The sequence below is a fragment of the Desulfovibrio sp. ZJ369 genome (assembly GCF_011039085.1).
Classification (GTDB): domain Bacteria; phylum Desulfobacterota; class Desulfovibrionia; order Desulfovibrionales; family Desulfovibrionaceae; genus Desulfovibrio.
On sequence record NZ_JAAKEI010000002.1, the window covers coordinates 109,512 to 132,246 of the forward strand.

Genomic DNA, 22,735 nt, shown 5'->3' on the forward strand with positions numbered 1-22,735 from the left:
CCGCGCACGGTGCGGCGCGTCGTTGCTGTTGCTAGAGCAATTTCACTTTGAAATTGCTCTGGCGGCCGCGGGAGCGGACGCCCGCGCCGAATGAGCGTCCAGACCGCGTTCTGGACGCGAAATGATGGCAGCGCCGCTTTTGAAATTGAATAATTTCAAAAGCAAAATGCTCTAGCGATGCTGTCGCAGCGCCGCCAGAGCTGACGCATCTTATGCAGCAGCTCTGAATGCTCTGGAAATAGGCCTTGCGCCAAGCGGCGCTTTGAGGCATCATGCCTTTCCTCTTCGCGGGCCCGCCTGGACGCGCAAGGGGCTTTTATCCGTTTTTGAAGGAGTACGCCATGCCCAAGATTAAAACCCGGCGCGCAGCGGCCAAGCGTTTTTCGCAGACCGGCAGCGGCAAGTTCAAGCGCCGTCGCCAGAACTTGCGTCACATCCTGACCAAGAAGGCTGCGGGCCGCAAAATGCGCCTGGGGCAGTCCACCCTGGTGGATCAGACCAATATGAAGGCCGTGCGCCGCATGCTGCCCAACGGCTGACCATCGCGGCCTTTTGCCCGCTGACTGCGTCAGCCTGCGCTTGTTATCCGGTCGCGGCCGGAAGAATCCGCTCCCCGCATAACAAGCCTGGATTTTGGCCGGCAGGCAAAAATCCACGCCCGACCAGCGTTGAGCGCGGTTTTTTCGATCCTCCCGGGATCGGCGGCGCGCGCGGAGCCGTGACTGATGTTCAATCCGTGCCCCTCCCTGTGAGGGCCGCAGTATTTTTTACGCTCCCCAACGGGCTTTCCTCCGCCTTGTTGGGTTGAAGGAGGATACGCATATGCGTGTGAAGAGAGGCGTTGCCACTCATCGTCGGCACAAGAAATATCTGAGCGCGGCCAAGGGCTTCCGGGGCGGCCGCAGCCGTCTGTACCGCACTGCCCGCGAGGCGGTTGAGCGTTCTTTGCAGTACGCCTTTGTGGGCCGCAAACTGCGCAAACGCGATTTTCGCGCGCTCTGGATTTTGCGCATCAATGCGGGCGCGCGCCTGAGCGGGCTTTCCTACAGCCGCTTCATGCACGGTCTGAAGCTGGCCGGTATTGAACTGAACCGCAAGGTGCTGGCTGATCTGGCCGTCTATCAGAAAGACGATTTCGCCAAAGTGGTGGAGCTGGCCAAAGCCGCGCTGAAGTAGGCGGCAGCGGGGTTTTTTTGCGCCCTGGCCGCAGCGCGGCCAGGGCGGGCCATGCCGCAGACGGGCTTCCGGCTTTTGCTTCGCAGAGCGGGAGCCGTCAGGTCAGGGCAGGCGGTCTGAGAACATTTTCACTGGCGACTGTTCTGAAAACAAGCTTCAGCGCCGCGCAGGCGGCATCGGGAATCAGCATGGACCTGATTACAGCATTGGAAGGCCTGGCGCCGGAACTCGAACGAGGGCTGGACCAGGCTTCTTCATTGGAAGAGCTGGAAGGTTTGCGGGTGGATTTTTTGGGCCGCAAGGGCCGCCTTGCGCAGATCATGGGCCGTTTGCCGCAGCTTGCCCCTGACCGGCGCCCGGCCGTGGGCCAGGCCGCCAACAGGGTCAAGGAGCGCTGCAATGCGCTGTTCGAGGCGCGCAAAAGCGCTCTTGAAGCCGGGCGCGACGCGCAGGCGCTGGCGCGTTTCGATCCTTCCCTGCCCGGCCGCGCGCCCTGGCGGGGCTCGCTGCATCCCACCACCCTGGTCACTGAAGAAATCTGCCATATTTTCACGGGGCTGGGTTTTGAAGTGGTTTCAGGGCCGGAAGTCGAGAGCGACTACTATAATTTCGAGGCCCTGAACATGCCGCCGGAGCACCCGGCCCGCGATATGCAGGACACGCTGTACATCACCGACAAGGTGGTCTTGCGCACCCACACCTCGCCGGTGCAGGCGCGCACCATGCTTTCGCGCAAGCCGCCCCTGGCCGTGGTGGCCCCCGGCAAAGTCTACCGGCGCGACTCGGATCTGACCCACACCCCCATGTTTCATCAGATTGAGGGGCTGATGGTGGGCGAGGGCATCAGCATGGCGCATCTGCGCGGCACGTTGACGGCCTTTGTGCGGGCCGTCTTCGGCGGCGACACGCAAACGCGCTTTCGCCCAAGCTTCTTCCCTTTCACCGAGCCCTCGGCCGAGGTGGACATTTCCTGCTGCATGTGCGGGGGCAAAGGGCAGGTGGACGGCGAGCCCTGCCGCGTCTGCAAAACCACCGGCTGGGTGGAGATCCTGGGCTGCGGCATGGTGGACCCGGCGGTCTATGCCGCCGTGGGCTACTCCTCGGACGTGAGCGGCTTTGCCTTTGGCCTGGGCGTGGAGCGCGTGGCCATGCTCAAGTACGGCATCGGGGACTTGCGGATGTTTTTTGAAAACGATGTGCGCTTCCTGGGGCAGTTTGCCTGAGGCGCGGCATGACAAGACGCTTTTTGTGCCTTTTGGCCGCGAGCGCGAGCCTGGCGGCGCTGCTCCTCCCCCTGGGGCCGGCCCCGGCCGGGTTCGACGGCCAGGCTCTGGCCGCTTCGGCGCTCAGCCCGCGCCATTCGGGTCTTGAACCGCCCGGCGGCCCCCGGCCTCTGGAAGGTTTGCCCTCCAAATCGGCTGGACGCACCGCCGAAGGCGGCATGGGCTATACTGACGCCTACGGCAATACCATTGACGATCTGCCGCGCGAGGAAAAAGCGCCCCGGCAGCGCCCGCGCCCCGGCGCATACGGCGGCCCTGCCGTGCAACAGGATTCCCGGCCCCTGCCGGATCCGCGCAAGAGCGAGACCCCGGCCTGGTCCTTCAGGTGAATCCCCGGCCCGGCAGCGTCCGCGTCCGGGCCGGGCCGCATGAGCTGCGGCGCTCGTGAAGTCCGGAATGTTCGGCTTGCACAACAGTTTGTCAGACAGGAATACGCTATGCTGCTTTCTCTTTCATGGCTGCGTGAGTTTACGCCCTACGAGGGCACGGCTGAGGCCCTGGGCGGCCGCCTGACCATGCTCGGTCTGGAGCTGGAAGACATTCTGCATCCTTATGAAGCCATTGCGTCCATTGTGGTGGGGCATGTGCTCCAATGCGCCAGACATCCGGAGTCCGATCACTTGCATCTGTGCAAGGTGGATGCCGGACAAGGCGAGCTGCTGGACATCGTCTGCGGCGCGCCCAATGTGGCTGCGGGCCAGAAAGTGCCTGTGGCCCTGGTGGGCGCGCGCCTGCCTGACGGCACGCTGATCAAAAAGGCAAAGCTGCGCGGCGCGCCTTCCTTGGGCATGATCTGTTCCGAGCGCGAACTGGGGCTGACCGAGGATCACAGCGGGATCATGGTTCTGCCCGAAAATCTGCCCGTGGGCGCGCGGCTCATTGACGTGCTGGATCTGGACAGGGAAGTGCTGGATATTTCCGTCACGCCCAACCGCGCGGACTGTCTTTCGGTGCTGGGGCTCGCGCGGGAGACCGCGCTGGCCTTTCATCTGCCCCTGAACGTGCCGGAATTGCCCTTGCAGACGGACGACGGCCCACAAGCCGTGGTCCCCATTGAGATTGCCGAGCCGGATCTCTGCTGGCTGTATGCGGGCCGGGTCATTGCAGACATCACGGTGGCGCCCTCACCCATGCGCGTGCGCCACCGCCTGCATGCCGTGGGGGTGCGGCCCATTTCCAACATTGTGGACGTCACCAACTATATTTTGTTTGAATGCGGCCAGCCGCTGCACTCCTTTGATCTGGACAGGCTGGAAGGCGGGCGCATTGTGGTCAGGCGGGCCCGCCAGGGCGAAAAATTTATCACCCTGGACGGGCAGGAACGCTCGCTGACGGATCAGGATCTCTGCATCTGCGATGCCGCGCGGCCCGTTGGCCTGGCCGGGGTCATGGGCGGCCTGAATACGGAAATCACGCAGACGAGCCGCAACGTCTTTCTGGAAAGCGCGGTCTTCCGGCCCGGAACCATCCGCAAGACCTCGCGGCGGCTGGGCCTCTCCTCAGAGGCCTCGTACCGTTTTGAGCGCGGCATCGATCAGTTGCGCACCGTCTGGGCGCTTGACCGGGCCTGCGCCATGATGGCGGCCTTCGGCGGCGGCGTGGTGCGGCGCGGGCTCTCCAAGGCGGAGCCCCGGCCGTTTGCGCCGGCCGGGATTGACTTTCGTCCTGCCAGGGCCGACGCCCTGCTGGGCGTGCATCTGAGCCCGGAATTCGACGAAAAGACGCTTGCGGGCATGGGCTGCCAGGTGGACAGAGGCGATAACGCGCCGGTTTGGAAAGTGATCCAGCCTTCCTGGCGGCCGGACCTGACCCGCGAGGCGGATTTGATTGAGGAAGTGGGGCGGATGCACGGCCTGGACACCATCCCGCCGCTGCTGCCGCCGGTGCAACCGGATCTGGCGCGCGCGGGCGAGCCGGAGTCGCGCTTTGCCTTCTGGTCGCGCATCAAGCGCTGGGGCGCGGGCCTGGGATTGAACGAGGCGGTCAATTACAGTTTTGTGGGTCACAAGGATTTGGATCATCTGGGCTTGCCGCAAAAAGGCCGCATCTCGATCCTGAATCCCCTTTCGGCCGAGCAGGATGTGCTGCGCACGGCCCTGGCGCCGGGCCTGCTGCAGGATCTGCGCAATAACCTGGCCCAGGGCGCGCAGGGCCTGCGGCTTTTTGAGCTGGCGCACATATTTGAAGCCGATCCCGCCTCGGAGACCACGGCGCGCGAAACCGGGGCCCTGGGTATCCTGCTGTACGGCGCGCGGCATGACGCCGCCTGGCCGCATTCCGCGGCGGACATGGATTACATGGACCTCAAGGGCATCGTGGAGCATTTGCTGCATGTTCTGCATCTGCCCGCCCCGATCTGCGAGCAAGTGGAGGATCACCCTTTTCTGCTGCCCTGCGTGGAGGTGCTGGCAGAAGGAAGGCGCGTGGGGCTCATGGGCCGGGTCAAACCGATGCTGGCCGAAGCCTTCCATGCCCGCAAAGACATCTGGCTGGCCGAGCTCAATCTGGATGTGCTGCGCGAAATGCACGACAAGGCCGTACCCCGCTTCAGACCTTTGCCGGTATACCCGCCTGTGCGGCGCGACATTACGATCATGGCCGGAGCTGACCTCAAGGTCAGCCGGGTGCTCGACCACCTGGCCGGACTCAAGTTGCCCCTGCTCGAAGATGTGATCCTGGCGGACTGCTTTGAACCCGAGCGCGGCCCGGAGGACGCCCTGATCCGCAACCTGACCTTCCGCCTGACCTTCCGCCACGCGAGCCGGACCCTCAAGGATGCGGAAGTGGACAAGGAGCGGGAAAAAGTGGCAGAATCCCTGAGGCAGGCTTTGGGCGTCCGCATCTAGCTCCATGCCCTGCGATCGCTGTGCCGGAAAGCGTGCTTGGCGTTGCTGCGGCGGCTGCCGCTTTCGCGTCAGTAGAGCATTTTCAAAGAGAAAATGCTCTGGCGTTTTCGCAGAAGGGTGATGCTGCACCGGGTTCTGGTCCGGCGCGGAACCGGGAGTGGCTTTATGTCGGAAAAAAATTACCGCATCGGCGAAGCGGCGGAGCTGCTCAATCTGAAGACGCATGTGCTGCGCTTCTGGGAGACAGAGTTCCCCCAACTGGCTCCCTTGCGCACGGACAAGGGGCAGCGCCTGTACACAGAAGCGCATCTGGATCTGTTGCGGCGCATCCGGCAACTGCTGCATGAGCAGGGCATGACCATTGAGGGCGCGCGCCGCGTGCTGGAAGGCAGCGCGGTGCTGGACGAAAACCTGCCCGAACGGCTGGCTCCGGTGCCGGATCCGGCCTTCATGCAGATGCTCAAGCGGGAACTCAGCGACATCCGGCGGCTTTTGAGCGGGCAATAGAGCATCTTGCTTTTAAAACGCTCTAACTGCGCCCAAACGGCAAAGGGTTGTTGATGATTCTTTCCCCTTCCTTGCTTTCCGCCAATTTTGCGCGGCTGGCCGAAGAACTGGCCGCCCTGGAAGCGGCGGGCGTGACCTGGCTGCATCTGGATGTCATGGATGGGGCCTTTGTGCCCAACATCACTTTCGGCCCCCCGCTGATCAAGGCCCTGCGGCCGCACAGCGGGCTTTTTTTTGACGTGCATCTGATGGTCCGGGAGCCCTCCCGCTATCTGCGGGATTTCAAGGAGGCCGGAGCCGATCTGCTGGTGATCCATGCCGAGGCCGATGGGCACGCCCAGCGTACCCTGGCTGAAATTCGCAGTCTGGGGCTGAAGGCCGGGCTGGCCCTGAATCCGGGCACGGATCTTTCGGCGGCGCGCTGGCTTGCGTCGTCTCTTGATCTCTTGCTCCTGATGAGCGTCAATCCCGGTTTTTCCGGGCAGGCCTTTCTGCCCCAGACCTATGAAAAAATCCGCGCGGCCCGCGCCCTGCTGGCCGAGGCGGGCGCAGCCGCGACCCTGATCCAGGTGGATGGCGGCGTCTGCCCGGAAAATGCCGCCGGGCTGGTGGAGGCCGGAGCCGACGTGCTGGTTTCCGGCTCAGCCTTTTTCAGTCATAAACCTTACAGCGCCCGGCTTGCGGAGTTCACGCAGACCGTGGAGGGGCGCGGCTTGCGCCCTGGTCTGCGCGCCGCCCGGCAATGGCGGCCCGCCATGTCCCAGGGCAGATTGTTGTGAACCGCAGCTCGTTTTCCAGCGCCAGGGCTGTCTCACAACCTGACCTTCCGGAGCCGCCAGAGCCTGCGACGCATCCCCCTCTCTCACCATAATCACAAGCGAAGGAAAAAGAGCCATGCCTACCCGCAGACAATGTGCCAATGCCATCCGCGCCCTGACCATCGACGCCATTGAAAAATCCGGCTCCGGTCATCCGGGCGCGCCGCTGGGCATGGCCGACATGGCTGAAGCCCTCTGGCGTCACGGCTTCAAGCACAATCCCGCCAATCCGTTCTGGCCTGACCGCGACCGCTTTGTGCTTTCCAACGGGCATGCCTCCATGTTGCACTACGCGGTATTGCATCTGACGGGCTACGATCTGCCTCTGGAGGAAATCAGGCGTTTCCGCCAGTGGGGCTCCAAAACGCCGGGGCACCCCGAGCGCGGCCTGCCGCCCGGCGTGGAAATGACCACGGGCCCTCTGGGCCAGGGCATTTCCTCGGCCGTGGGCATGGCGCTGGCCGAGCGCATGCTGGCGGCGCAGTTCAATACCCCCGAATACAGGATTGTCGATCATCATACCTACGCCTTTTGCGGCGACGGCTGCCTGATGGAAGGCGTTTCGCACGAAGCCTGCTCGCTGGCCGGCACCTGGGGCCTGGGCAAGCTGATTGTGCTGTATGATTCCAACGGCATTTCCATTGATGGCAAGATCGACCCCTGGTTCAGCGAAGACGTGGGCGCGCGCTTCACTGCCTACCGCTGGCAGGTCATCGGGCCCATTGACGGGCACGACAGCGAGGCTCTGGACAAGGCTCTGGCCGAGGCCCGCGCGGATGAAAGCCGTCCGAGCCTGATCATCTGCCGCACGCATATCGGCTTCGGATCGCCCAAGGAGGATTCGGCGTCAAGCCACGGCGCGCCGCTGGGCGAGAGCGCCTCGGACGCCACGCGCCGGGCTCTGGACTGGCATGAGCCGCCTTTCAGCATTCCTCAGGATATTTACGCCGCCTGGGACGCGCGCGCTGCCGGGCAGGCCGCCGAGGCCGCCTGGGATGCCATGTTCGCCGCCTACCGGCAGGCCCGGCCCGAACAGGCCGCGGAGTTTTTGCGGCGCATGGCCGGCAGCCTGCCCCCGGATTGGGCGCAGATTGCGCGCGGGATGATACGGGACGCCGCGGACAAGGGCGAGGATCTGGCCACCCGCGTAGCCTCGCAAAAGGCGCTTGAGCATCTTGTGAGCCGCCTGCCTGAAATGATCGGCGGCGCCGCGGATCTTTCCGGGTCCGTGGGCACGCTCACGAGCAAGTCCGAGCACCTCAGGCCCGGCGCATACACGGGCAATTACATTTCCTACGGGGTGCGCGAATTCGGCATGAGCACAATCATGAACGGCCTGGCCCTGCACGGGGGCTTCCTTCCCTACGCGGGCACGTTCATGGCTTTTTCGGATCAGGCCAAAAACGCGGTGCGGCTGGCCGCGATTATGGGCCTGCGGGTCGTCTGGGCCTTTACGCATGATTCCATCGGCGTCGGGGAGGACGGCCCGACCCATCAGCCGGTGGAGCAGGCGCCCACCCTGCGGCTGACCCCCAACCTGAATCTCTGGCGGCCCTGCGACAGCGTGGAAACGGCCGTTGCCTGGCAGTGCGCTCTGGAAAGCCACGATACGCCCACCTGCCTTTCGCTCTCCCGCCAGAAGCTGCCTTTCTTTGAGCGCGACGCGGAGCAGATCGCGGCCATTGCCAGGGGCGGCTATGTGCTGCGCGACTGCCAGGGCGCGCCGGAAATCATCCTGCTGGCTACAGGCTCGGAAGTGGCTCTGGCCGTGGCCGCGGCCGAGCGGCTTATGGCGGAAGGCAGGCGCGCGCGCGTGGTTTCCATGCCCTGCGCTGAAGTTTTTGACGCCCAGGATCCGGCCTGGAAGGAAAGCGTGCTGCCTGCCGCGGTACGCTCGCGTCTGGCTCTGGAAGCCGCAGCCGCGGATTATTGGCGCAAATATGTGGGCCTGGACGGCGACGTGCTGGGTCTGGACCGCTTCGGCGCATCCGCGCCGGGCAAGGATATGTTCAGGCAGTACGGCTTCACGCCGGAACATGTGCTGGAAAAGGCGCGCGCTCTGCTCAAATAACGCTTTTTGCGCCGAACTTCGTTTTTGACGCCGCCACGTCCTCCGTACTACACTGATGCCGTAGTACGGAGGACGTGGCGTTTCCAACAGGGAAGACGCGCGTGCTCAGGCGTGCTTCTCTCCGCAGCCCCTGTCCTTTCGCGGCAGCCGGGCAGTTTCACCTGAAAACTGCGCCAGGCCATGCAATGCCCTGGCGACGGGAGAAGCCGGAAAACAGCGCGGTACATGCCACGCAAAAGGAGGCGAACATGCCGATTAAACAAATGCAGGAAATGGATTTCGCGGGCAGGACTGTGGTCATCCGGGAAGATTTGAACGTGCCTGTGAAGGACGGGCACATCACCAACGACAAACGCATCCGCGCGGCCCTGCCCACCATCAGGATGGCTCTGGACAAAGGCGCGGGCGTGATTCTGCTTTCGCATCTGGGCCGCCCCACGGAAGGGCAGTATGAAGAGCAGTTTTCGCTCAAGCCCGTGGCCGCGCGCCTGGGCGAGCTGCTCGGCAGCCCTGTGCCTCTGGTCCGGGAGCCGGAAGACGCCAAACCCGCGCCCGGCCAGTGCGTGCTGCTGGAAAACGTGCGCTTTCTCAAAGGCGAGAAAAAGAATGATCCCACCCTTTCCGGCCGTCTGGCCGCTTTGGGCGACGTGTATGTAATGGACGCCTTTGGCGCTGCGCACCGGGCCCATGCCTCCACCGAGGGCGCGGTGCGCGCGGCCAAAACGGCGTGCGCCGGGCCTTTGATGCAGGCGGAGCTCACGGCCTTCGCCAAAGTGCTGGACAATCCGGCCCGGCCTTTGGCCGCGGTGATCGGCGGTTCCAAGGTCTCCACCAAGCTGGGCCTGCTGGAAAACCTGCTCGCAAAAGTGGACAGCCTGATTGTGGGCGGCGGCATTGCCAACACCTTTCTGGCCGCCGCCGGTTACGGAGTGGGAACATCCCTGTGCGAGACGGAGCTGATCCCGCAAGCCCGGAAAATCATGGATGCAGCCAGGGCCGCACACAAACAACTGCCCCTGCCCGTGGATGTGGTCACGGCCAAAGAACTGGCTCCGGGGCAAAAAGCTGCGGTGCATGCCGTGGACGACGTGCCGGCCGATGAAATGATCCTGGATATTGGCCCCAGGACAGTGGCCCTCTATGCCGGGGTGCTGGCCGGGGCCGCCACGGTGATCTGGAACGGGCCGGTGGGCGCGTTTGAAACCGAGCCCTTCGGCGCGGGCACCAGGGCCCTGGGCGAAGCCCTGGCCGCGTCCAAAGCCTTTGTGGTGGTGGGCGGAGGGGATACGGTGGCCGCCGTTGAAGCCTACGGCCTGGCCGACAGGATGGGGTATATCTCCACAGGCGGCGGCGCTTCCCTGGAATTGCTGGAAGGCAAGGTATTGCCTTCGGTGGCGGCGTTGGAAGCGCGCTGAGCCATATCTTCCAAAAGCCGCCCCGGCAGCGGGCGGCTTTTGGAAACCGTGGCAACAGCGGCCCTCTGCCCTTATCCGTGCCGGAAGGGCCTGCAAAAGAAAGAGTATTCGGCAATGTCGCTCAGAAAGAACCATGACATATTTATATGGTGTTTTTTCTTCTGCATTTTTGCCCTATTCGCTTTGCGCGTATTTTTATCTTTGCAATATGCTGCGGATATTTCCGTCTATGAAGGCCTTGCAAGAGCCTGTGTGGGATTTCTCATAGATTCTTTGCCGCTGTTTGCTCTTGCAGGATTGCTTTTCTTCTTTAAAAAGAAAATTTTTCTCATCCTTTTACTATGCTACGCAATTATAATTATATTCTATGATCTGGTAAATTGCGTATTTGCTTACAACACAAAAGATATTGTAAGTTATGATGTCTTAACTCAAATTTTTACCACTGTTCCTGAGCTGAAGAGCATTTATACGGTGATTACCGTGCCCAACATGCTTTATTTGCTCGCAGCACTGCTGGCAATGGCCGTATTTTTTTATCTTTTTTATGCCTCATTTGACAAAAACAGAAACTATGGGAAAAGATATGGCCTTTTCCTTGGGGCGCTGTGTCTTCTTTCGCTGCTAACCGCTCTTCTGCATGCCTCTGGCGACGCCGCCATGTCTCGCAACAGGCAGGCTGCCATCTCAAAGCCGATTTATACGAATATACATGATATTTTTACGGACAGTAAAGAAGCTGTTCCCGCAAGAATCGTCACCCCTCCCACGGCTGCATTGTCCGACACGGATACACGCAAGCTTGCGTCTCTGGGAATGCTGCGCCAACTGCCGCAGCCCGCCGGGCCCTATCGAAATATTGTCCTTGTGGCGGTGGAAAGCCTGGATCTGGCCTATCTGCACAAATATAATCCCTCCATTCCCGTGGAGGCCACCCGCAATCTTGATGCCATCGCTTCAGGCTTCGTCTCCTTCCGTAATTTTTTTACCTCGGCGCAGCCCACCACATTCGGCCTGCACGCTTTGCTGTCTTCGCGCCTTGACGTGTTCGCCGACATGGTCGGCGACAATATGGTCCCCAACCTCTTCACGGAGCTGCAACAAAACGGCTATGCCGGGCATTTTCTCGGAGCCATGAACGGGCAGTTCATAACCTGGTCAGCCAGGGACGCCGGCTGGAAGAGAACGGTACAGCGCAATTACGGGGCGGCGCATGGTATGTTCGCCGCGGATTTTGAAAAGAAATACCAGAAAAAAAGCAGTGGCTGGGGCATGGATTCGGCAGTGTTGTTTGCCGAGGCGGAGAGTCTCTTGCGACATGCGCGCCCGGGAAGCAAAAATTTTCTTTTTCTTTACACCATAGACACGCATCCGCCCTATGGCGCCAGACCCCCGGAGGGCGACGCCTGCCTGCGCGACCGGCGGATCGCGGCCAGCCCGTTTTTGCTGTCGCTCTGCGCTCTGGATCGCAAGCTGGGAGCGTTCCTGCAAGCCGTGCAGCCCTATCTTGACGACACGCTGATCCTGATCACAGCGGATCACAGCGCCACGCACGGCGAAAATTATACCCGCCGCTCCCACTTCACGCCGGATCGCATTCCCCTGCTCTGGATCTCCCGGCGCGGGCTCGCCGGTCTGGCCGCCAACGGGCAGGAAATGGTCAATTATTGCGCCCAGATTGATCTTCCGGTGACCCTGCTGAACCTGTCGGGCCTGCCGGTGCCCGCAACCTTTATGGGCAATGACCTGCGGGTCAAGAACGCGGCCTGCTCCCTGCTGGCGCAGAAAAGCATCCGCCTGCTGACCCCGCAGGCTGAATACCTGGTTGATCGCAAAGATGCCTCTTCGGTGCTGGCGCGCTGGTTTGGTATGTATTATCCGCGCTGAGCGCGGAGATGCCATACAAAACTCCCCGGCCGCACCGGTCGGGGAGTTTTTGCCGTGCAGCAGGGCCGGGCAGGTTCTGGCCTTTTCTCCTGAAAAGACGCGGCAGGCAAAGCGCCCGTTGCGCCCTGGCCGGGCTTGGGCTATACTCAATACAATCCGGTAATCAGCCCGGGGCACGATGCCCTGGCGGGCATTGCCTGTCGCCATTTCGGGAGGCTCCACAGTGCGGCGTTTTTATCAGGAAAGCTGGCAGGGAATACCGTTTACTGCCTTTTCGCATATTTCTTTCTTTCATTTGGCGGAGCCCAAATTCTACGCCACTTTTTACGAGGAGCTTTTCCGGCGTTACAAGGATTGGGACGATCTGCCCGCGGTCTGGCGCGCCAACAAGCGCAAGGATGTCCTCTGGCTGGCCGGGCAGTTGCGGGCCAGGCTTGCGCAGGAACCGGCGGGCCGCGAGGGGCCTGTGCGCGTGCTCTCCATCGGCAGCGGCGTGGGCTACATGGAAAAGACGCTCCTGGAGGAAATGCCGGAACTGGAATTGCACGTCAACGAGCCCAGCACGGTGGGCATGAAGTGGCTCAGGCAGCATATACCGAGCGAGCGCATTTATATCGGCCTGCCGCCTGCCTGCCTGCCCTCTGATGTGCAGTATGATCTGATCTACCTCTCCACCGTGGATTACGGCATCCCCACCCGGGAGCTGGAGCACATTCTCGGCGAGCTGCGCGCTCAGCTCGCGCCCGGCGGCGAACTGATCTGCCTTTCCGCTTCGCTTCTGGAGGAGGATTCCTTTATCGGCAGCTTCGTCAATGCGATCAAAATCTTTATCCGGGGCATTCTGCACTATCTGGGCATCCGCCGTCAGCAGTTCTGGGGCTGGCGGCGCACCCGCGCGGAATACCGCCAGATCTTCCGGCAGGCCGGATTTGCGCAGATCGAGGACGGCTGGCTGGAAGACGGTTTTGAGACCTACTGGATTCGCGGCCAATAGGGCTTTTTCCGCCTGCGGGGGAGGCGCCCTGCCTTTCAAAGTAAAGTTTTCAGATTTTCCGCCATGCCGGCAAGATCCAGATCGTGTTCGCGAAATGCCTTGAGCTGGGCCAGACCGTAGAGCTTGCGGGGAATTTCCGGCGACACATCCCGAAAAAGCAAGGGATCGTCGCCAATCGGCGGCGGCTCTTGCAGCAGCCGCCGTGCGCTTGCCAGCAAGCGCGCGGGCACAGCTTGATCCGGTATGAGACGTAAGCCCATGTGCAGGCTGAAGGCGGTCAGGAAAAGGCTTTCCGGAAAAAAGCGGAGCGCGACAGAGGCTATTGTCTCCCAGTAGCGCGGCAAGCTGAGCATGGTTTTCACAATCCCGGCCTCGCCGAGCGTCAAAGACGGGTTGTTGCGTTCAATGCTGATCCATTCCGGCCGCGGCCGGTCACGCAGAAAATCATCCAATTGCTCCGCCAGGTCTTGCAGACCGCTTTCCACGGGCAGCATGCCCTGTTCCCGTTGTTGCCGGATATGCTCGCGGCAGGGGCCGGGCGACTCCAGGCCCTCGCGTACAGCCCGTATCAGGGCTTGGTACGTCCGCGCGCAAAAGCCGGTGGGAAGCGTGTCGAGCGTCCTGCGGTTACGGACGTATTCCCAGGGCTGGAAACGCACTGCGGGGCGCAGGGTGGTAAAAGCAAAGCTGTTGGCAATGTGCGAGAAATCCGTGACCAGCACGGCGGCGCGGCTGAATGCGGGTGCGCGCTGCGGATCGGTGTCGAGCTCGAAGCGGGGCTCATGCGCAAAGGCCGCCAGCAGGGCTTGCACCTGGGGATGCTCCAGATCAGTACGATAGGGGCGGAAAATCAATCGCAAATGAGGAAAAGAATCCAGAAGACAGCGCACAATGCGTTTCCCATAGCGTTCCAGGAGGCAGCCGCCCGCGCTCGGATGATGGTCTACTGAAATGGGGGCATAAAGAATGGCATCGCGTTCCACCCTGCCTTCCAGCTCGGCCAGTTTGTGGTAGAGCACAGCAGAACGCGGATAGCCGCTGGCCAGGATATAAAAATGCGGGGAGGGACGTTTGCAGGCTGACGGAGGCACAAAGCCGGTCCAAAGAGCTTGCACCTGCTCGCGGGTGGATTGAGTCAAGGGACAGGATGTCAGATAGCCGTCAAAATATGCCTGATGGGACACAACGCTCACAAAATTGGTGCTGCCGCAGCACCAGACGCAGCCGTGCGCGCAGGCCAGCACCCGTGACCGGGGGGGAAAGTCTGTTCCCCCTTCCAGGTCCGAAACGATGAAGAGCTGCACGCGCGACAGTGCAGCAACGCTGCCGCGCGCCAGTTCCAGCGTCAGCTCGGTCCCATCCAGCCGGGCCGCGCCCACTGCTTCGCGGGCCAGCAGGCCGACAACGGCATAGCCTCTGCGGCGCAATTCCAGCGCCAGGGGGTTCATCCACTCGTCCTGACTGGCATTGGTAACGCTGATATAAAAACCTACGAGAGTTTGCGCGGGATCGAAGCGTTCACAGAGCAGCGTGTTGTATTCCTGGCCGCGCAAGGCGCTTTCTTCGGTAGGGGCTGAAGACATATGAGACTCCGTGAGGTTGCTGCGACGACAACAGGAAGACGGCATCCGGCCGCCATCCGGCCGTGACGCGGCGTAAACCGGGAGAAAAATATTTTCGGCTGCGCGCGTGTTCAAAGGCACTATGCGCTATGTGTACTGCGGTTCGTTTTCCTTGATGATCTGAAAGGCCTTCATGGCCTTGACCGTGCCCGCGATGCCCTGGTACTTGCTGACCCCGGCCACGGTGCAGGAAAGCAGATCCTCCACGTCGGTATCCAGCACCAGCACGTCGCCCACCTGCATACGCAGCAACTGGTTGCCCGTGATCGTGGTACTGCCGAAATGCACCTTGAGTTCCACCGGCGTTTCCAGGAGCCGTTCCTTGAGGCGCGCCACCCAGGCGTGGTCCACCTCCAGACGCTCGGTCTGAAAGCTGGCGTGCAGTTTGGAGCGGATGGGCTCAATGGTGGCATAGGGCAGGCAGACGATCATGGAGCCCAAAGCCGTGTCCAGCTCCACTTCAAAGGTGATCACCACCACCACGTCGCTGGGCGGCACAATGGCCGCGAATTGGGGGTTGATTTCACTGCGCACCAGCTCCAGCTTCACGTCATGCACCGGACGCCAGGATTCCTCCATATTGTCCAGGGCAATCTTGACGATCTTGTCCACCACGGCCTGTTCAATGCGGGTAAACTCGCGGCCCTCGATCTTGGGCTGGGAGCCCGCGCCGCCGAAGACGTTTTCCACCAGGGCGAAGACCAGGCGCGAATCCACCACCATGATCGCATTGCCGCGCAAGGGATCCATCTTGAAAATATTGATGGAGGTGGGCACGGGCAGGGAGCGCATGAACTCGCCGAACTTGGTCATGTCAATGGAGATGGGGTTCAGCTCCACGCGCTTGCGTACCGCATTGGACAGGGCATTGGTGCAGAGCCGGGCGAAACGGTCGTTGACGATTTCCAGCACCGGCATGCGGCCCCGGATGATCCGGTCCTGATTGGCGAGGTCAAAGGCCACGATGCCGGATTCATCCTCCGGCACTTCCACCTCGCTTTCGATCTCGCCGCCGGAAAGCCCGCGCAACAGGGCGTCCACTTCATCTTGCGCCAGCACTTTATTCATAATGAGCCTCAGAAGTTCTGCTGCGATTCCTGCGCGGAGCAGCGCAAGGGCGCGGTGCTCCTGCCGTCACATTGCAAAAAAAAGGCCAGGTTGACAAGGGCATGGGCAAAATCGCGGCAGTGCGACCGCGGGCACAGCCCCGGCAAATGTAACACAGCCCGGCCTTGCAATGGACGCGCCTTTGAGGCAGGTTGGGACCATGAAATTGCGCCTGATCCCGGCCGCCCGCGAGCGCGCCGTCCCCGGCTCGCCGCTGCCGCGCGCCGTCGAACTCCATGCCTCTTCGGGCGAAACGCTGGCCCGCGCCATCTGGCTTTCCGGCCAGGTCCAGGCTCTGCCCCTCTGCGCGGGGCTTGGCCGTTGCGGCAGGTGCCGCGTGCGCTTTGTGCGGGATGCGCCTGCGCCCCTGCCCGCGGAAGAGGCTGTCTTTTCCGCCGATGCCTTGGCTTTGGGCTGGCGGCTGGCCTGCCGGCGTCAAGTCCCTGACGCGGCCGCGGGCGGCATGCTTACGCTGGAATTGCCCGCGGAAGATTTGGCGGAAGATGCCGGGAGCGCGGCCCTGTCCGGCGCGTCCGGGCCGCAGGCGGCGGAGCGCGAGCTTGTTCTGGCCGTGGATCTGGGGACAACATCCGTCCACTGGCGCGCTCCGGCGCTGGATGCGCCGCGCGGCGACCTGTTCGGAAAGGACGCGGCGCAGGGGCATTTTTTGAATCCCCAGGCCGGGGCAGGGGCGGATGTCATGTCGCGGCTGGCTGTGGCCCGCGAGCCGCAAGGCCGCAAGCTGCTGGCCGGGCTGGCGCGCGAAAGGCTGGGCCGGATTCTGACCGCGCTGGGCGCGGACGGCGGCAGGGTTTCCCGGATTTGTCTGGCAGCCAATACGGCCATGACCGACATTTTTCTGGATCGCGATGTGGCGGGTCTGTGCGCCGCGCCCTACCGCATCAGCCACAGCGGCCACGAGATCGTGCATCTGCCCGGATTGCCGCCTCTCTATATTCCGCCGCTGCCCGGCCCGTTTGTGGGGGGCGACGTGAGCGCGGGCCTTGCGGCCCTGCTGGCCCGTGAAACGCCGCGGCCTTTTGTGCTGGCGGATCTGGGCACCAACGGCGAGCTGGCCCTGGTCACTGAAAAGGACGAGCTTGTGCTGGCCAGCGTGCCCCTGGGGCCCGCCCTGGAGGGCATCGGGCCGGAATGCGGGCAACTGGCGGGGCCGGAGGTGATCACGGAATTCAGCCTGACGCCCCTCGGTCTTGCGGCGCATCTGCCGGGCCCGGCGCATGAGCCGGGCCCGGCCTGCGCCTGTCCTGCCTGCCGGGCCGCCACAGCGGGCGTCAGACGACAGAGCGGCGAAGCCGCCGTGCCCGGCGTGCGCGGGATCAGCGCCACAGGCTATCTTTCCCTGCTCGCCGTGCTGCTGCAACTGGGCCTGCTGGACAGCAGCGGCCGCTTCCCGGCCTCGTCCTCGCCTCCCCCGCGCATGCCCCTGGCCCGCAGGTTGGCTGAGGGTTTTGCGCGCGGGCCTGCCGGGACGCGGCTGCACCTGCCCTGCGGGCTCTGGCTGGCCGCCGGGGATGTGGAAGTGCTGCTCAAGGTCAAGGCGGCCTTTGCCCTGGCTCTGGAAAAATTGCTGGCCGCTGGCAAGGTGCGGCCTGCGGAACTTGCCGCGCTCTGCCTGGCCGGCGCCCTGGGCGAGCATGTCCGGCCGCAGCATCTGGAAACCCTGGGCTTTGTGCCTGCCGGTCTTGGTCCGCGCATCCGGGCTGTGGGCAATGCCGCGCTGGACGGCGCGGCCTTGCTGGCCCTCCAGCCGGAGCGGGGCGACGCTCTGGCCGATCTTTGCGGCCGCGCCCGCTTGCTTGCGCTGGTGGAGGATCCGGATTTTCAACAAGAGTACCTGCGCGGGATGCGCTTTGGAGCCTGAATGACACGCCGTGCATCGTCCCCCTGCAAAAGCTCGCGAGCCTCAAAAAAATCAGGCCCCGCTGGCGTGCGGCGCAAAGCGCGCAAGCCCGGTTCCGCTTCCACGCCTTGCCGCAGGGCCGGGGATGCGCGCTCTCCCCAGCTCCGGCCGCACCCCGTGCCAACGCAGGCAGCCGGATCGCCCGCCGCGACGCCGCCCCTGGTTGCTCCGTCCGGGCAGGCCCGGCCCGCGCTCGCGCCGGGAGCCTGGGCACAGGTTCTCCCGCTTTTTCCTCCCCTGTCCGCCGCCGCGCGCGAGGCCCTTGAGCGCTTGCCTGAAGCTCTGGCCAGGGTTCGTCCTCTGAGCGCCGCGCATCGTCGCTCCCTGCCCGAAGACGTGGCGACCCTCTCGCGCCTGCTGACATGTGAGCGGGGGGCGCTGCACCGCCCCTATTGGAGTTCCCCGGCCTTTGTCAGCGCCTATCTGTACTATTTTCTGCCCTGGAATCTGCTGCGTCTGACGCGCCTGCTGCACGGGCTGCCCCTGCCGGATCCGCAGGCCCCGGCGCTTGCCGGGGGCCAGGCCCTTTTGCTGGATGCGGGTTCGGGTCCGCTGAGCCTGCCCCTGGCGCTCTGGCTGGCCCGGCCCCAGTGGCGCGAAGCGCCGGTGCGGGTGCTGGCCCTGGACAGCGCGGCTCAGCCCCTGGAGCTGGGCAGGGCGCTGTTTACGGCCTGGGGCCGGATTCTCGGCCAAAAGACCTGGCCCGTGCATACCGCACGGGGGCCCTTGGGAAGTCTGGCGCGCCACGCCGCGCCCCTGCTTTCCGGCGGGCGCGGCGCGGGCCGGGATGCGCAACGCGGCCCACGGCTGCAAGGGGAGGCGGGAGCAGTCATCCGCCCCTGGCTGATCAGCGCCGCCAATGTGCTCAACGAGCTGCCGAGCGGCCGCCGTTTTGGCGGAGCGGAGGAGGGAGAGGAATCTCCGGGCAGCCCGCGGGATGAACCTCTGGAGCGTCTGCTGGACGCCTGGGCCCCTTTGTTGTTCCGCGGCAACGGCGATTTGCCCGCCCCCCCGGCGCTGCTTTTTGTGGAACCGGGCACGCGCCTGGGCGGCACGACAATAATGCGCCTGCGCGCCCTGGCTCTGGAGCGCGGTCTGAAAGCCCTTGCTCCCTGCGCGCACCAGACTGCCTGTCCTCTGCTGGCGGGCAGCGGCGGCCGAACCTGGTGTCACTTTACGTTTGACGGCATGGGCGCGCCGGACTGGCTGCGCCGATTGTCCGCGCAGGCAGGCCTGGCCAAAAGCGGTCTCTCCCTGGCGCCCTTGCTGCTGGCTCCCGACATGGGCGCGGCGCCTGCCTCTGAAGCGCCCGCGCAGGCATTGCCCGCCGCCCGCCGCGTCTCAGGACGGGGCGCGCAACCGGCCCGCGTGCTCTCCGCGCCTTTCGCGGTGCCGGGGCTCGCGGGGCAGGCCCGCTATGCCTGCGCGGCAGCGGGCCTGCTTTTGCTGGAGGATGCGGCAGCCCTGGCCTCCGGGGATTTGCTCCCCGTCAGGCTGGAGTCAAACGCGCCCCGGGACGCCAAAAGCCGCGCCCTGGTGATCCGGCGGCCGCCGTCCGGGCGGGATTGAGCCGCGCCTGCTTCAGGGGGCAGGTCAGGGCGAAAATGTCCGCGGCTGCGGCGGGCGCAGTGCGGATGAAACATTCGCGCCGCGCGCAGGCTGGCAGATTTTTGCGAATTTTTTACGGGATTTTTCTCCGTGATTCCGCTTCCTTATCCGAAGTATGCGGGCTTGCGGGGCTTTTTTTTCGGCCTCGCTCGGGATATAAAGCCGCATGCCGTTCCCGGGAACGGCAGAGCGCCGGCAAGGGATGTCCCTTGCCGCACTTTTGCCGGCGGCGATCCGCCCTTTGCGCGTCCGACGGCAGCGGGCATGGTCTTGCCCCGAAACCCGGGATCGCCGCGCGCCATGTCCGGGGAAGGATTGTTACATAACTTCAAGCCCAAGGTTTACGTTCCGATGATCGCAATGCCCAAAAATCTGCCGCAGCCGCAACTCAAGCCCAACACCGAAGTGGTGCTGCAAAAACGCTATCTGCGCAAAAGTCCGGACGGCAAAATCGAGGAAAGCCCGCGCGATCTTTTCTGGCGCGTGGCCTCGGCCATTGCCGGGGAAGAGGCCAAATACGACAAGTCCTCCCGTGAGCCCGCGGAATTGGCCCGCGATTTTTACGATCTGATGACCAACTGGAAGTTTTTGCCCAATTCGCCCACCCTGATGAATGCGGGCACGGATCTGGGCCAGCTCTCGGCCTGCTTTGTGCTGCCTGTGGGCGACTCCATTGAGGAAATTTTCGACGCCGTGAAGTACGCGGCCATGATTCACAAGTCCGGCGGCGGCACCGGCTTTTCCTTCTCGCGGCTGCGGCCGAGGGAGAGCAGAGTGGGTTCCACCGGCGGCGTGGCTTCCGGGCCGGTGTCCTTTTTGCGCATTTTCAACACCGCCACCGAGCAGATCAAGCAGGGCGGCACCCGGCGCGGCGCCAATATGGGTATTCTGCGCGTGGATCATCCCGACATCCTTGAGTTTATCCGCGCCAAGGAAAAAGAGGGCGAATTCAATAACTTCAATCTTTCCGTGGGCCTGACCGAAACATTCATGCAGGCCGTGGAAAACGACGAGCAGTACGATCTGCGCATGCCGGGCAGCGGCGAGCCCCTGGAGCGCCTGCGCGCGCGCGACGTTTTCGACATGCTGGTCAAAAAAGCCTGGCAGTCGGGTGATCCCGGCATTGTTTTTCTGGACAGGATAAATCGCGACAATCCCACCCCGGATCAGGGCGAGATCGAATCCACCAACCCGTGCGGCGAGCAGCCGCTGCTGCCTTTTGAGGCCTGCAATCTGGGCTCTATCAATCTGTCCTGCTTTTATCTGCCGGGGCACAACGACGACGTGGATCCGGCACAGAAAGGCATTGACTGGGATGAACTCAGACGCGTGACGCATCTTGCCGTGCGCTTTCTGGACAATGTGATCGACGCCTCGCGCTTCCCCCTGGAGCGCATCAGCGAGACCGTGCGCAAGAACCGCAAGATCGGCCTGGGCGTCATGGGCTTTGCGGATCTGCTCTTTGAGCTGGGCGTGGCCTATGACTCGGAGCAGGGCATTGCGCTGGCCGAGCGGATCATGGGCTTTGTGCAGGAGGAGGGCCACAAGGCTTCGGCCGAGCTGGCCAAAGAGCGGGGCCCCTTTCCGGCCTATGCCGCCTCCGTCTACGCGCAAAAAAAGATGGGACCCTACCGCAACGCCACGGTGACCACCATTGCGCCCACGGGCACGCTGTCGATCATTGCTGGCTGCTCGTCCGGCGTGGAGCCGCTTTTCGCGCTCTGTTTCACCCGCAATATTCTGGATGGCGAGCGTCTGGTGGAGGTGAACCCCTATTTTGAGGCCGCGCTTACCGAAGCCGGACTGTTCAGCCACGAGCTCATGGACAGCGTGGTGGCCAAGGGGTCCATCAAGAGCATGGAATATCTCCCCGCCAGGCTGCGCAAGGTCTTTGTGACCGCCATGGACATTGATCCGGTCTGGCATCTGCGCATGCAGGCCGCCTTTCAGCGCCATACGGACAATGCGGTGTCCAAGACCGTGAATCTGCCCAACAGCGCCACGGAGCAGGACATCTACGATATCTACTGGCTGGCCTATAAGGAAGGCTGCAAGGGCGTCACGGTCTACCGCGACGGCTGCAAGAGCATCCAGGTGCTGGCCACGGGCGAGGGCCAGAAAAAAATGGACGGCGACGTCGCGCCCGATGCTGCCAGGCCTGCCTCCTCCGTGCGCAAGCGGCCGGACATTGTGCAGGGCTTTACCCAGAAAGTGCAGACCGGCCTGGGAGCCATGTACCTCACGGTCAACGAGGTGGACGGCGAGCCCTTTGAGGTCTTTGCCACCATCGGCAAATCCGGCCGTTCGATCACGGCCAAGGCCGAGGCCATCGGCCGCCTGGTCTCCCTGGCCCTGCGATCGGGCGTGCATGTGCGCGACGTGGTGGCCCAGATCAAGGGGATCGGCGGCGAGCATCCTGTCTTCCGGGGGAAGGGCCTGCTGCTTTCCATCCCGGACGCCATTGCCTGGGTGCTGGAAAAACGTTACCTCAAGGATGAGCGTTTGGGCGACGTGAATGATCTGGAGGTGCAGCGCTGCCCGGAATGTAACGAGCCCCTGCTTTTTCAGGAAGGCTGCCTGATCTGCCAGGCCTGCGGTTTTTCACGCTGCGGCTAGCACTGCAATGCAGTCGGCAGGCCCGGAGCGTTACAGGAAAAGGAACGCTCCGGCCTGAGCAGCAGGGGCCATATCGCACAGGCATCGACCGGCAGATTTATGAAGTGGCTTACGCATCAAAGCGCGGCCGTGGCCGCGGCTCTGGCCCTGCAATTGCCGCCGGCGGGCATTGTTGCCGCCTGCGCGGGCGCTGTGCTGCCTGATGTGCTGGATCAGCGCCTGGCTGGTCTGGCTGGCTCAAAACGCGCGCGACAGCGGGTCTTCAACCGCATCCACCGGGGCGCGACGCACTGGTTCGGCTGGTGGCTGGCCCTGCTTCTGGCCGGGATGGTTCTGCCCCTGCCGCCCGCGGAGCGCGTCGCGCTTCTGGGCGTGGGCTTCGGGGGCATCTCGCATGTGATCCTGGATATGCTTACGCCCCAGGGCGTGCCCTTGCAGCCCTTTTCCCGCAAAGGACGCTTTTCGCTGAAGCTCTGTTCAACGGGCAGCCTGGGCGAGTATTGCTTTCTGGCCGCCATCGTGGCTGCGGTCTGGCTGTTTCTGGGCGAGGACGTGCTGCGCCTTGTGCGCCATGTGGGACAGGGCCGCTTCTTCCTTTGATCTTCTTCTCCGCCGCTGCCCGCCACGGGAGAGCATTTTGCTGCGGAATATGATTTGCCATAAAAGCAAAGTCCGCCGTGGTCTTGCGAACCTCGGCGGACTTTGACGGAATTTGTGCTGGTGGGCCCACCAGGACTTGAACCTGGGACCTGCCGGTTATGAGCCGGAGGCTCTACCAACTGAGCTATAGGCCCGGAACGGAAAACATAGCGTCAAGGCCGCCGTGTCGTCAAGGCGCGCGGGGCCCGGATTCAGGGTTGGCGT

Annotated in this window: 17 protein-coding genes and 1 tRNA gene; 15 read left to right on the forward strand and 3 right to left on the reverse strand. The window is 63.4% G+C overall.

The window, feature by feature from the left end:
* Positions 1-341 precede the first annotated feature (341 nt).
* The 11 genes from rpmI to G7Y51_RS01185 all read left to right on the forward strand — a co-directional run bounded on the left by rpmI (position 342) and on the right by G7Y51_RS01185 (position 12,997).
* Positions 342-539: a 50S ribosomal protein L35 gene (rpmI, locus tag G7Y51_RS01135; RefSeq protein ID WP_165174578.1), complete on the forward strand. Its 198-nt coding sequence runs from the start codon at positions 342-344 to the stop codon at positions 537-539.
* Between the two features lie 283 nt (positions 540-822).
* Entirely contained in the window at positions 823-1,176 is a 354-nt protein-coding gene (gene rplT, locus G7Y51_RS01140; protein ID WP_165174579.1) for a 50S ribosomal protein L20, read from the forward strand.
* Positions 1,177-1,364: 188 nt separating this feature from the next.
* Entirely contained in the window at positions 1,365-2,399 is a 1,035-nt protein-coding gene (gene pheS, locus G7Y51_RS01145; RefSeq protein WP_165064788.1) for a phenylalanine--tRNA ligase subunit alpha, read from the forward strand.
* A gap of 8 nt (positions 2,400-2,407) precedes the next feature.
* Positions 2,408-2,788, forward strand: a complete 381-nt coding sequence (locus G7Y51_RS01150) for a translation initiation factor IF-2 (RefSeq protein ID WP_165174580.1) — start codon at positions 2,408-2,410, stop codon at positions 2,786-2,788.
* 108 nt (positions 2,789-2,896) lie between these two features.
* Positions 2,897-5,305 (forward strand): phenylalanine--tRNA ligase subunit beta, encoded by a 2,409-nt coding sequence (pheT, locus tag G7Y51_RS01155; RefSeq protein WP_165174581.1) that lies wholly within the window; start codon positions 2,897-2,899, stop codon positions 5,303-5,305.
* 165 nt (positions 5,306-5,470) lie between these two features.
* Positions 5,471-5,812, forward strand: a complete 342-nt coding sequence (locus tag G7Y51_RS01160; protein WP_165064776.1) for a MerR family transcriptional regulator — start codon at positions 5,471-5,473, stop codon at positions 5,810-5,812.
* A gap of 53 nt (positions 5,813-5,865) precedes the next feature.
* On the forward strand, positions 5,866-6,591 hold the full coding sequence (gene rpe / locus G7Y51_RS01165) for a ribulose-phosphate 3-epimerase (RefSeq protein ID WP_165174582.1): 726 nt from the start codon (positions 5,866-5,868) through the stop codon (positions 6,589-6,591).
* A 115-nt stretch (positions 6,592-6,706) separates the two neighbouring features.
* Positions 6,707-8,701 (forward strand): transketolase, encoded by a 1,995-nt coding sequence (tkt, locus tag G7Y51_RS01170; protein WP_165174583.1) that lies wholly within the window; start codon positions 6,707-6,709, stop codon positions 8,699-8,701.
* A gap of 248 nt (positions 8,702-8,949) precedes the next feature.
* Positions 8,950-10,116, forward strand: a complete 1,167-nt coding sequence (locus G7Y51_RS01175; protein WP_165174584.1) for a phosphoglycerate kinase — start codon at positions 8,950-8,952, stop codon at positions 10,114-10,116.
* A gap of 777 nt (positions 10,117-10,893) precedes the next feature.
* On the forward strand, positions 10,894-12,003 hold the full coding sequence (locus G7Y51_RS01180) for a sulfatase-like hydrolase/transferase (RefSeq protein WP_206214223.1): 1,110 nt from the start codon (positions 10,894-10,896) through the stop codon (positions 12,001-12,003).
* A gap of 223 nt (positions 12,004-12,226) precedes the next feature.
* Complete coding sequence (locus G7Y51_RS01185) at positions 12,227-12,997, forward strand: methyltransferase domain-containing protein (RefSeq protein ID WP_165174586.1); 771 nt, start codon at positions 12,227-12,229, stop codon at positions 12,995-12,997.
* 35 nt (positions 12,998-13,032) lie between these two features.
* Here G7Y51_RS01185 and G7Y51_RS01190 read toward each other — a convergent pair whose 3' ends face one another.
* Positions 13,033-14,580 (reverse strand): hypothetical protein, encoded by a 1,548-nt coding sequence (locus G7Y51_RS01190; protein ID WP_165174587.1) that lies wholly within the window; start codon positions 14,578-14,580, stop codon positions 13,033-13,035.
* Between the two features lie 126 nt (positions 14,581-14,706).
* Positions 14,707-15,687, reverse strand: a complete 981-nt coding sequence (gene fliM / locus G7Y51_RS01195) for a flagellar motor switch protein FliM (RefSeq protein ID WP_165064757.1) — start codon at positions 15,685-15,687, stop codon at positions 14,707-14,709.
* Positions 15,688-15,886: 199 nt separating this feature from the next.
* Between fliM and G7Y51_RS01200 the strand changes: the two genes are divergently transcribed.
* From G7Y51_RS01200 to G7Y51_RS01215, 4 genes are all read left to right on the forward strand, one after another.
* Entirely contained in the window at positions 15,887-17,608 is a 1,722-nt protein-coding gene (locus tag G7Y51_RS01200; RefSeq protein ID WP_165174588.1) for an ASKHA domain-containing protein, read from the forward strand.
* Between the two features lie 66 nt (positions 17,609-17,674).
* The gene (locus G7Y51_RS01205) at positions 17,675-19,216 is read left to right on the forward strand and encodes a small ribosomal subunit Rsm22 family protein (RefSeq protein ID WP_165174589.1); all 1,542 of its coding nucleotides are present in this window, start codon (positions 17,675-17,677) and stop codon (positions 19,214-19,216) included.
* Positions 19,217-19,606: 390 nt separating this feature from the next.
* A complete protein-coding gene (locus G7Y51_RS01210; RefSeq protein WP_165174590.1) occupies positions 19,607-21,871 on the forward strand; it encodes a vitamin B12-dependent ribonucleotide reductase in 2,265 nt (754 codons plus the stop codon).
* Positions 21,872-21,970: 99 nt separating this feature from the next.
* Positions 21,971-22,471, forward strand: coding sequence for a metal-dependent hydrolase (locus G7Y51_RS01215; protein ID WP_165174591.1), 501 nt, complete (start codon positions 21,971-21,973; stop codon positions 22,469-22,471).
* Positions 22,472-22,589: 118 nt separating this feature from the next.
* On the opposite strand, the gene G7Y51_RS01220 is transcribed toward G7Y51_RS01215, so the two are convergent.
* Positions 22,590-22,665, reverse strand: a tRNA-Ile gene (locus G7Y51_RS01220).
* Positions 22,666-22,735: the final 70 nt, after the last annotated feature.

What these genes read in the sequence shown, in the direction of transcription:
- rplT (WP_165174579.1), top strand. Translation starts at nt 823, where the DNA reads ATGCGTGTGAAGAGAGGCGTTGCCACTCATCGTCGGCACAAGAAATAT.
- fliM (WP_165064757.1), bottom strand. Translation starts at nt 15,687, where the DNA reads ATGAATAAAGTGCTGGCGCAAGATGAAGTGGACGCCCTGTTGCGCGGG.
- rpmI (WP_165174578.1), top strand. Translation starts at nt 342, where the DNA reads ATGCCCAAGATTAAAACCCGGCGCGCAGCGGCCAAGCGTTTTTCGCAG.
- G7Y51_RS01150 (WP_165174580.1), top strand. Translation starts at nt 2,408, where the DNA reads ATGACAAGACGCTTTTTGTGCCTTTTGGCCGCGAGCGCGAGCCTGGCG.
- G7Y51_RS01190 (WP_165174587.1), bottom strand. Translation starts at nt 14,580, where the DNA reads ATGTCTTCAGCCCCTACCGAAGAAAGCGCCTTGCGCGGCCAGGAATAC.
- G7Y51_RS01160 (WP_165064776.1), top strand. Translation starts at nt 5,471, where the DNA reads ATGTCGGAAAAAAATTACCGCATCGGCGAAGCGGCGGAGCTGCTCAAT.
- G7Y51_RS01215 (WP_165174591.1), top strand. Translation starts at nt 21,971, where the DNA reads ATGAAGTGGCTTACGCATCAAAGCGCGGCCGTGGCCGCGGCTCTGGCC.
- tkt (WP_165174583.1), top strand. Translation starts at nt 6,707, where the DNA reads ATGCCTACCCGCAGACAATGTGCCAATGCCATCCGCGCCCTGACCATC.
- G7Y51_RS01200 (WP_165174588.1), top strand. Translation starts at nt 15,887, where the DNA reads ATGAAATTGCGCCTGATCCCGGCCGCCCGCGAGCGCGCCGTCCCCGGC.
- rpe (WP_165174582.1), top strand. Translation starts at nt 5,866, where the DNA reads ATGATTCTTTCCCCTTCCTTGCTTTCCGCCAATTTTGCGCGGCTGGCC.
- pheS (WP_165064788.1), top strand. Translation starts at nt 1,365, where the DNA reads ATGGACCTGATTACAGCATTGGAAGGCCTGGCGCCGGAACTCGAACGA.
- pheT (WP_165174581.1), top strand. Translation starts at nt 2,897, where the DNA reads ATGCTGCTTTCTCTTTCATGGCTGCGTGAGTTTACGCCCTACGAGGGC.
- G7Y51_RS01210 (WP_165174590.1), top strand. Translation starts at nt 19,607, where the DNA reads ATGATCGCAATGCCCAAAAATCTGCCGCAGCCGCAACTCAAGCCCAAC.
- G7Y51_RS01175 (WP_165174584.1), top strand. Translation starts at nt 8,950, where the DNA reads ATGCCGATTAAACAAATGCAGGAAATGGATTTCGCGGGCAGGACTGTG.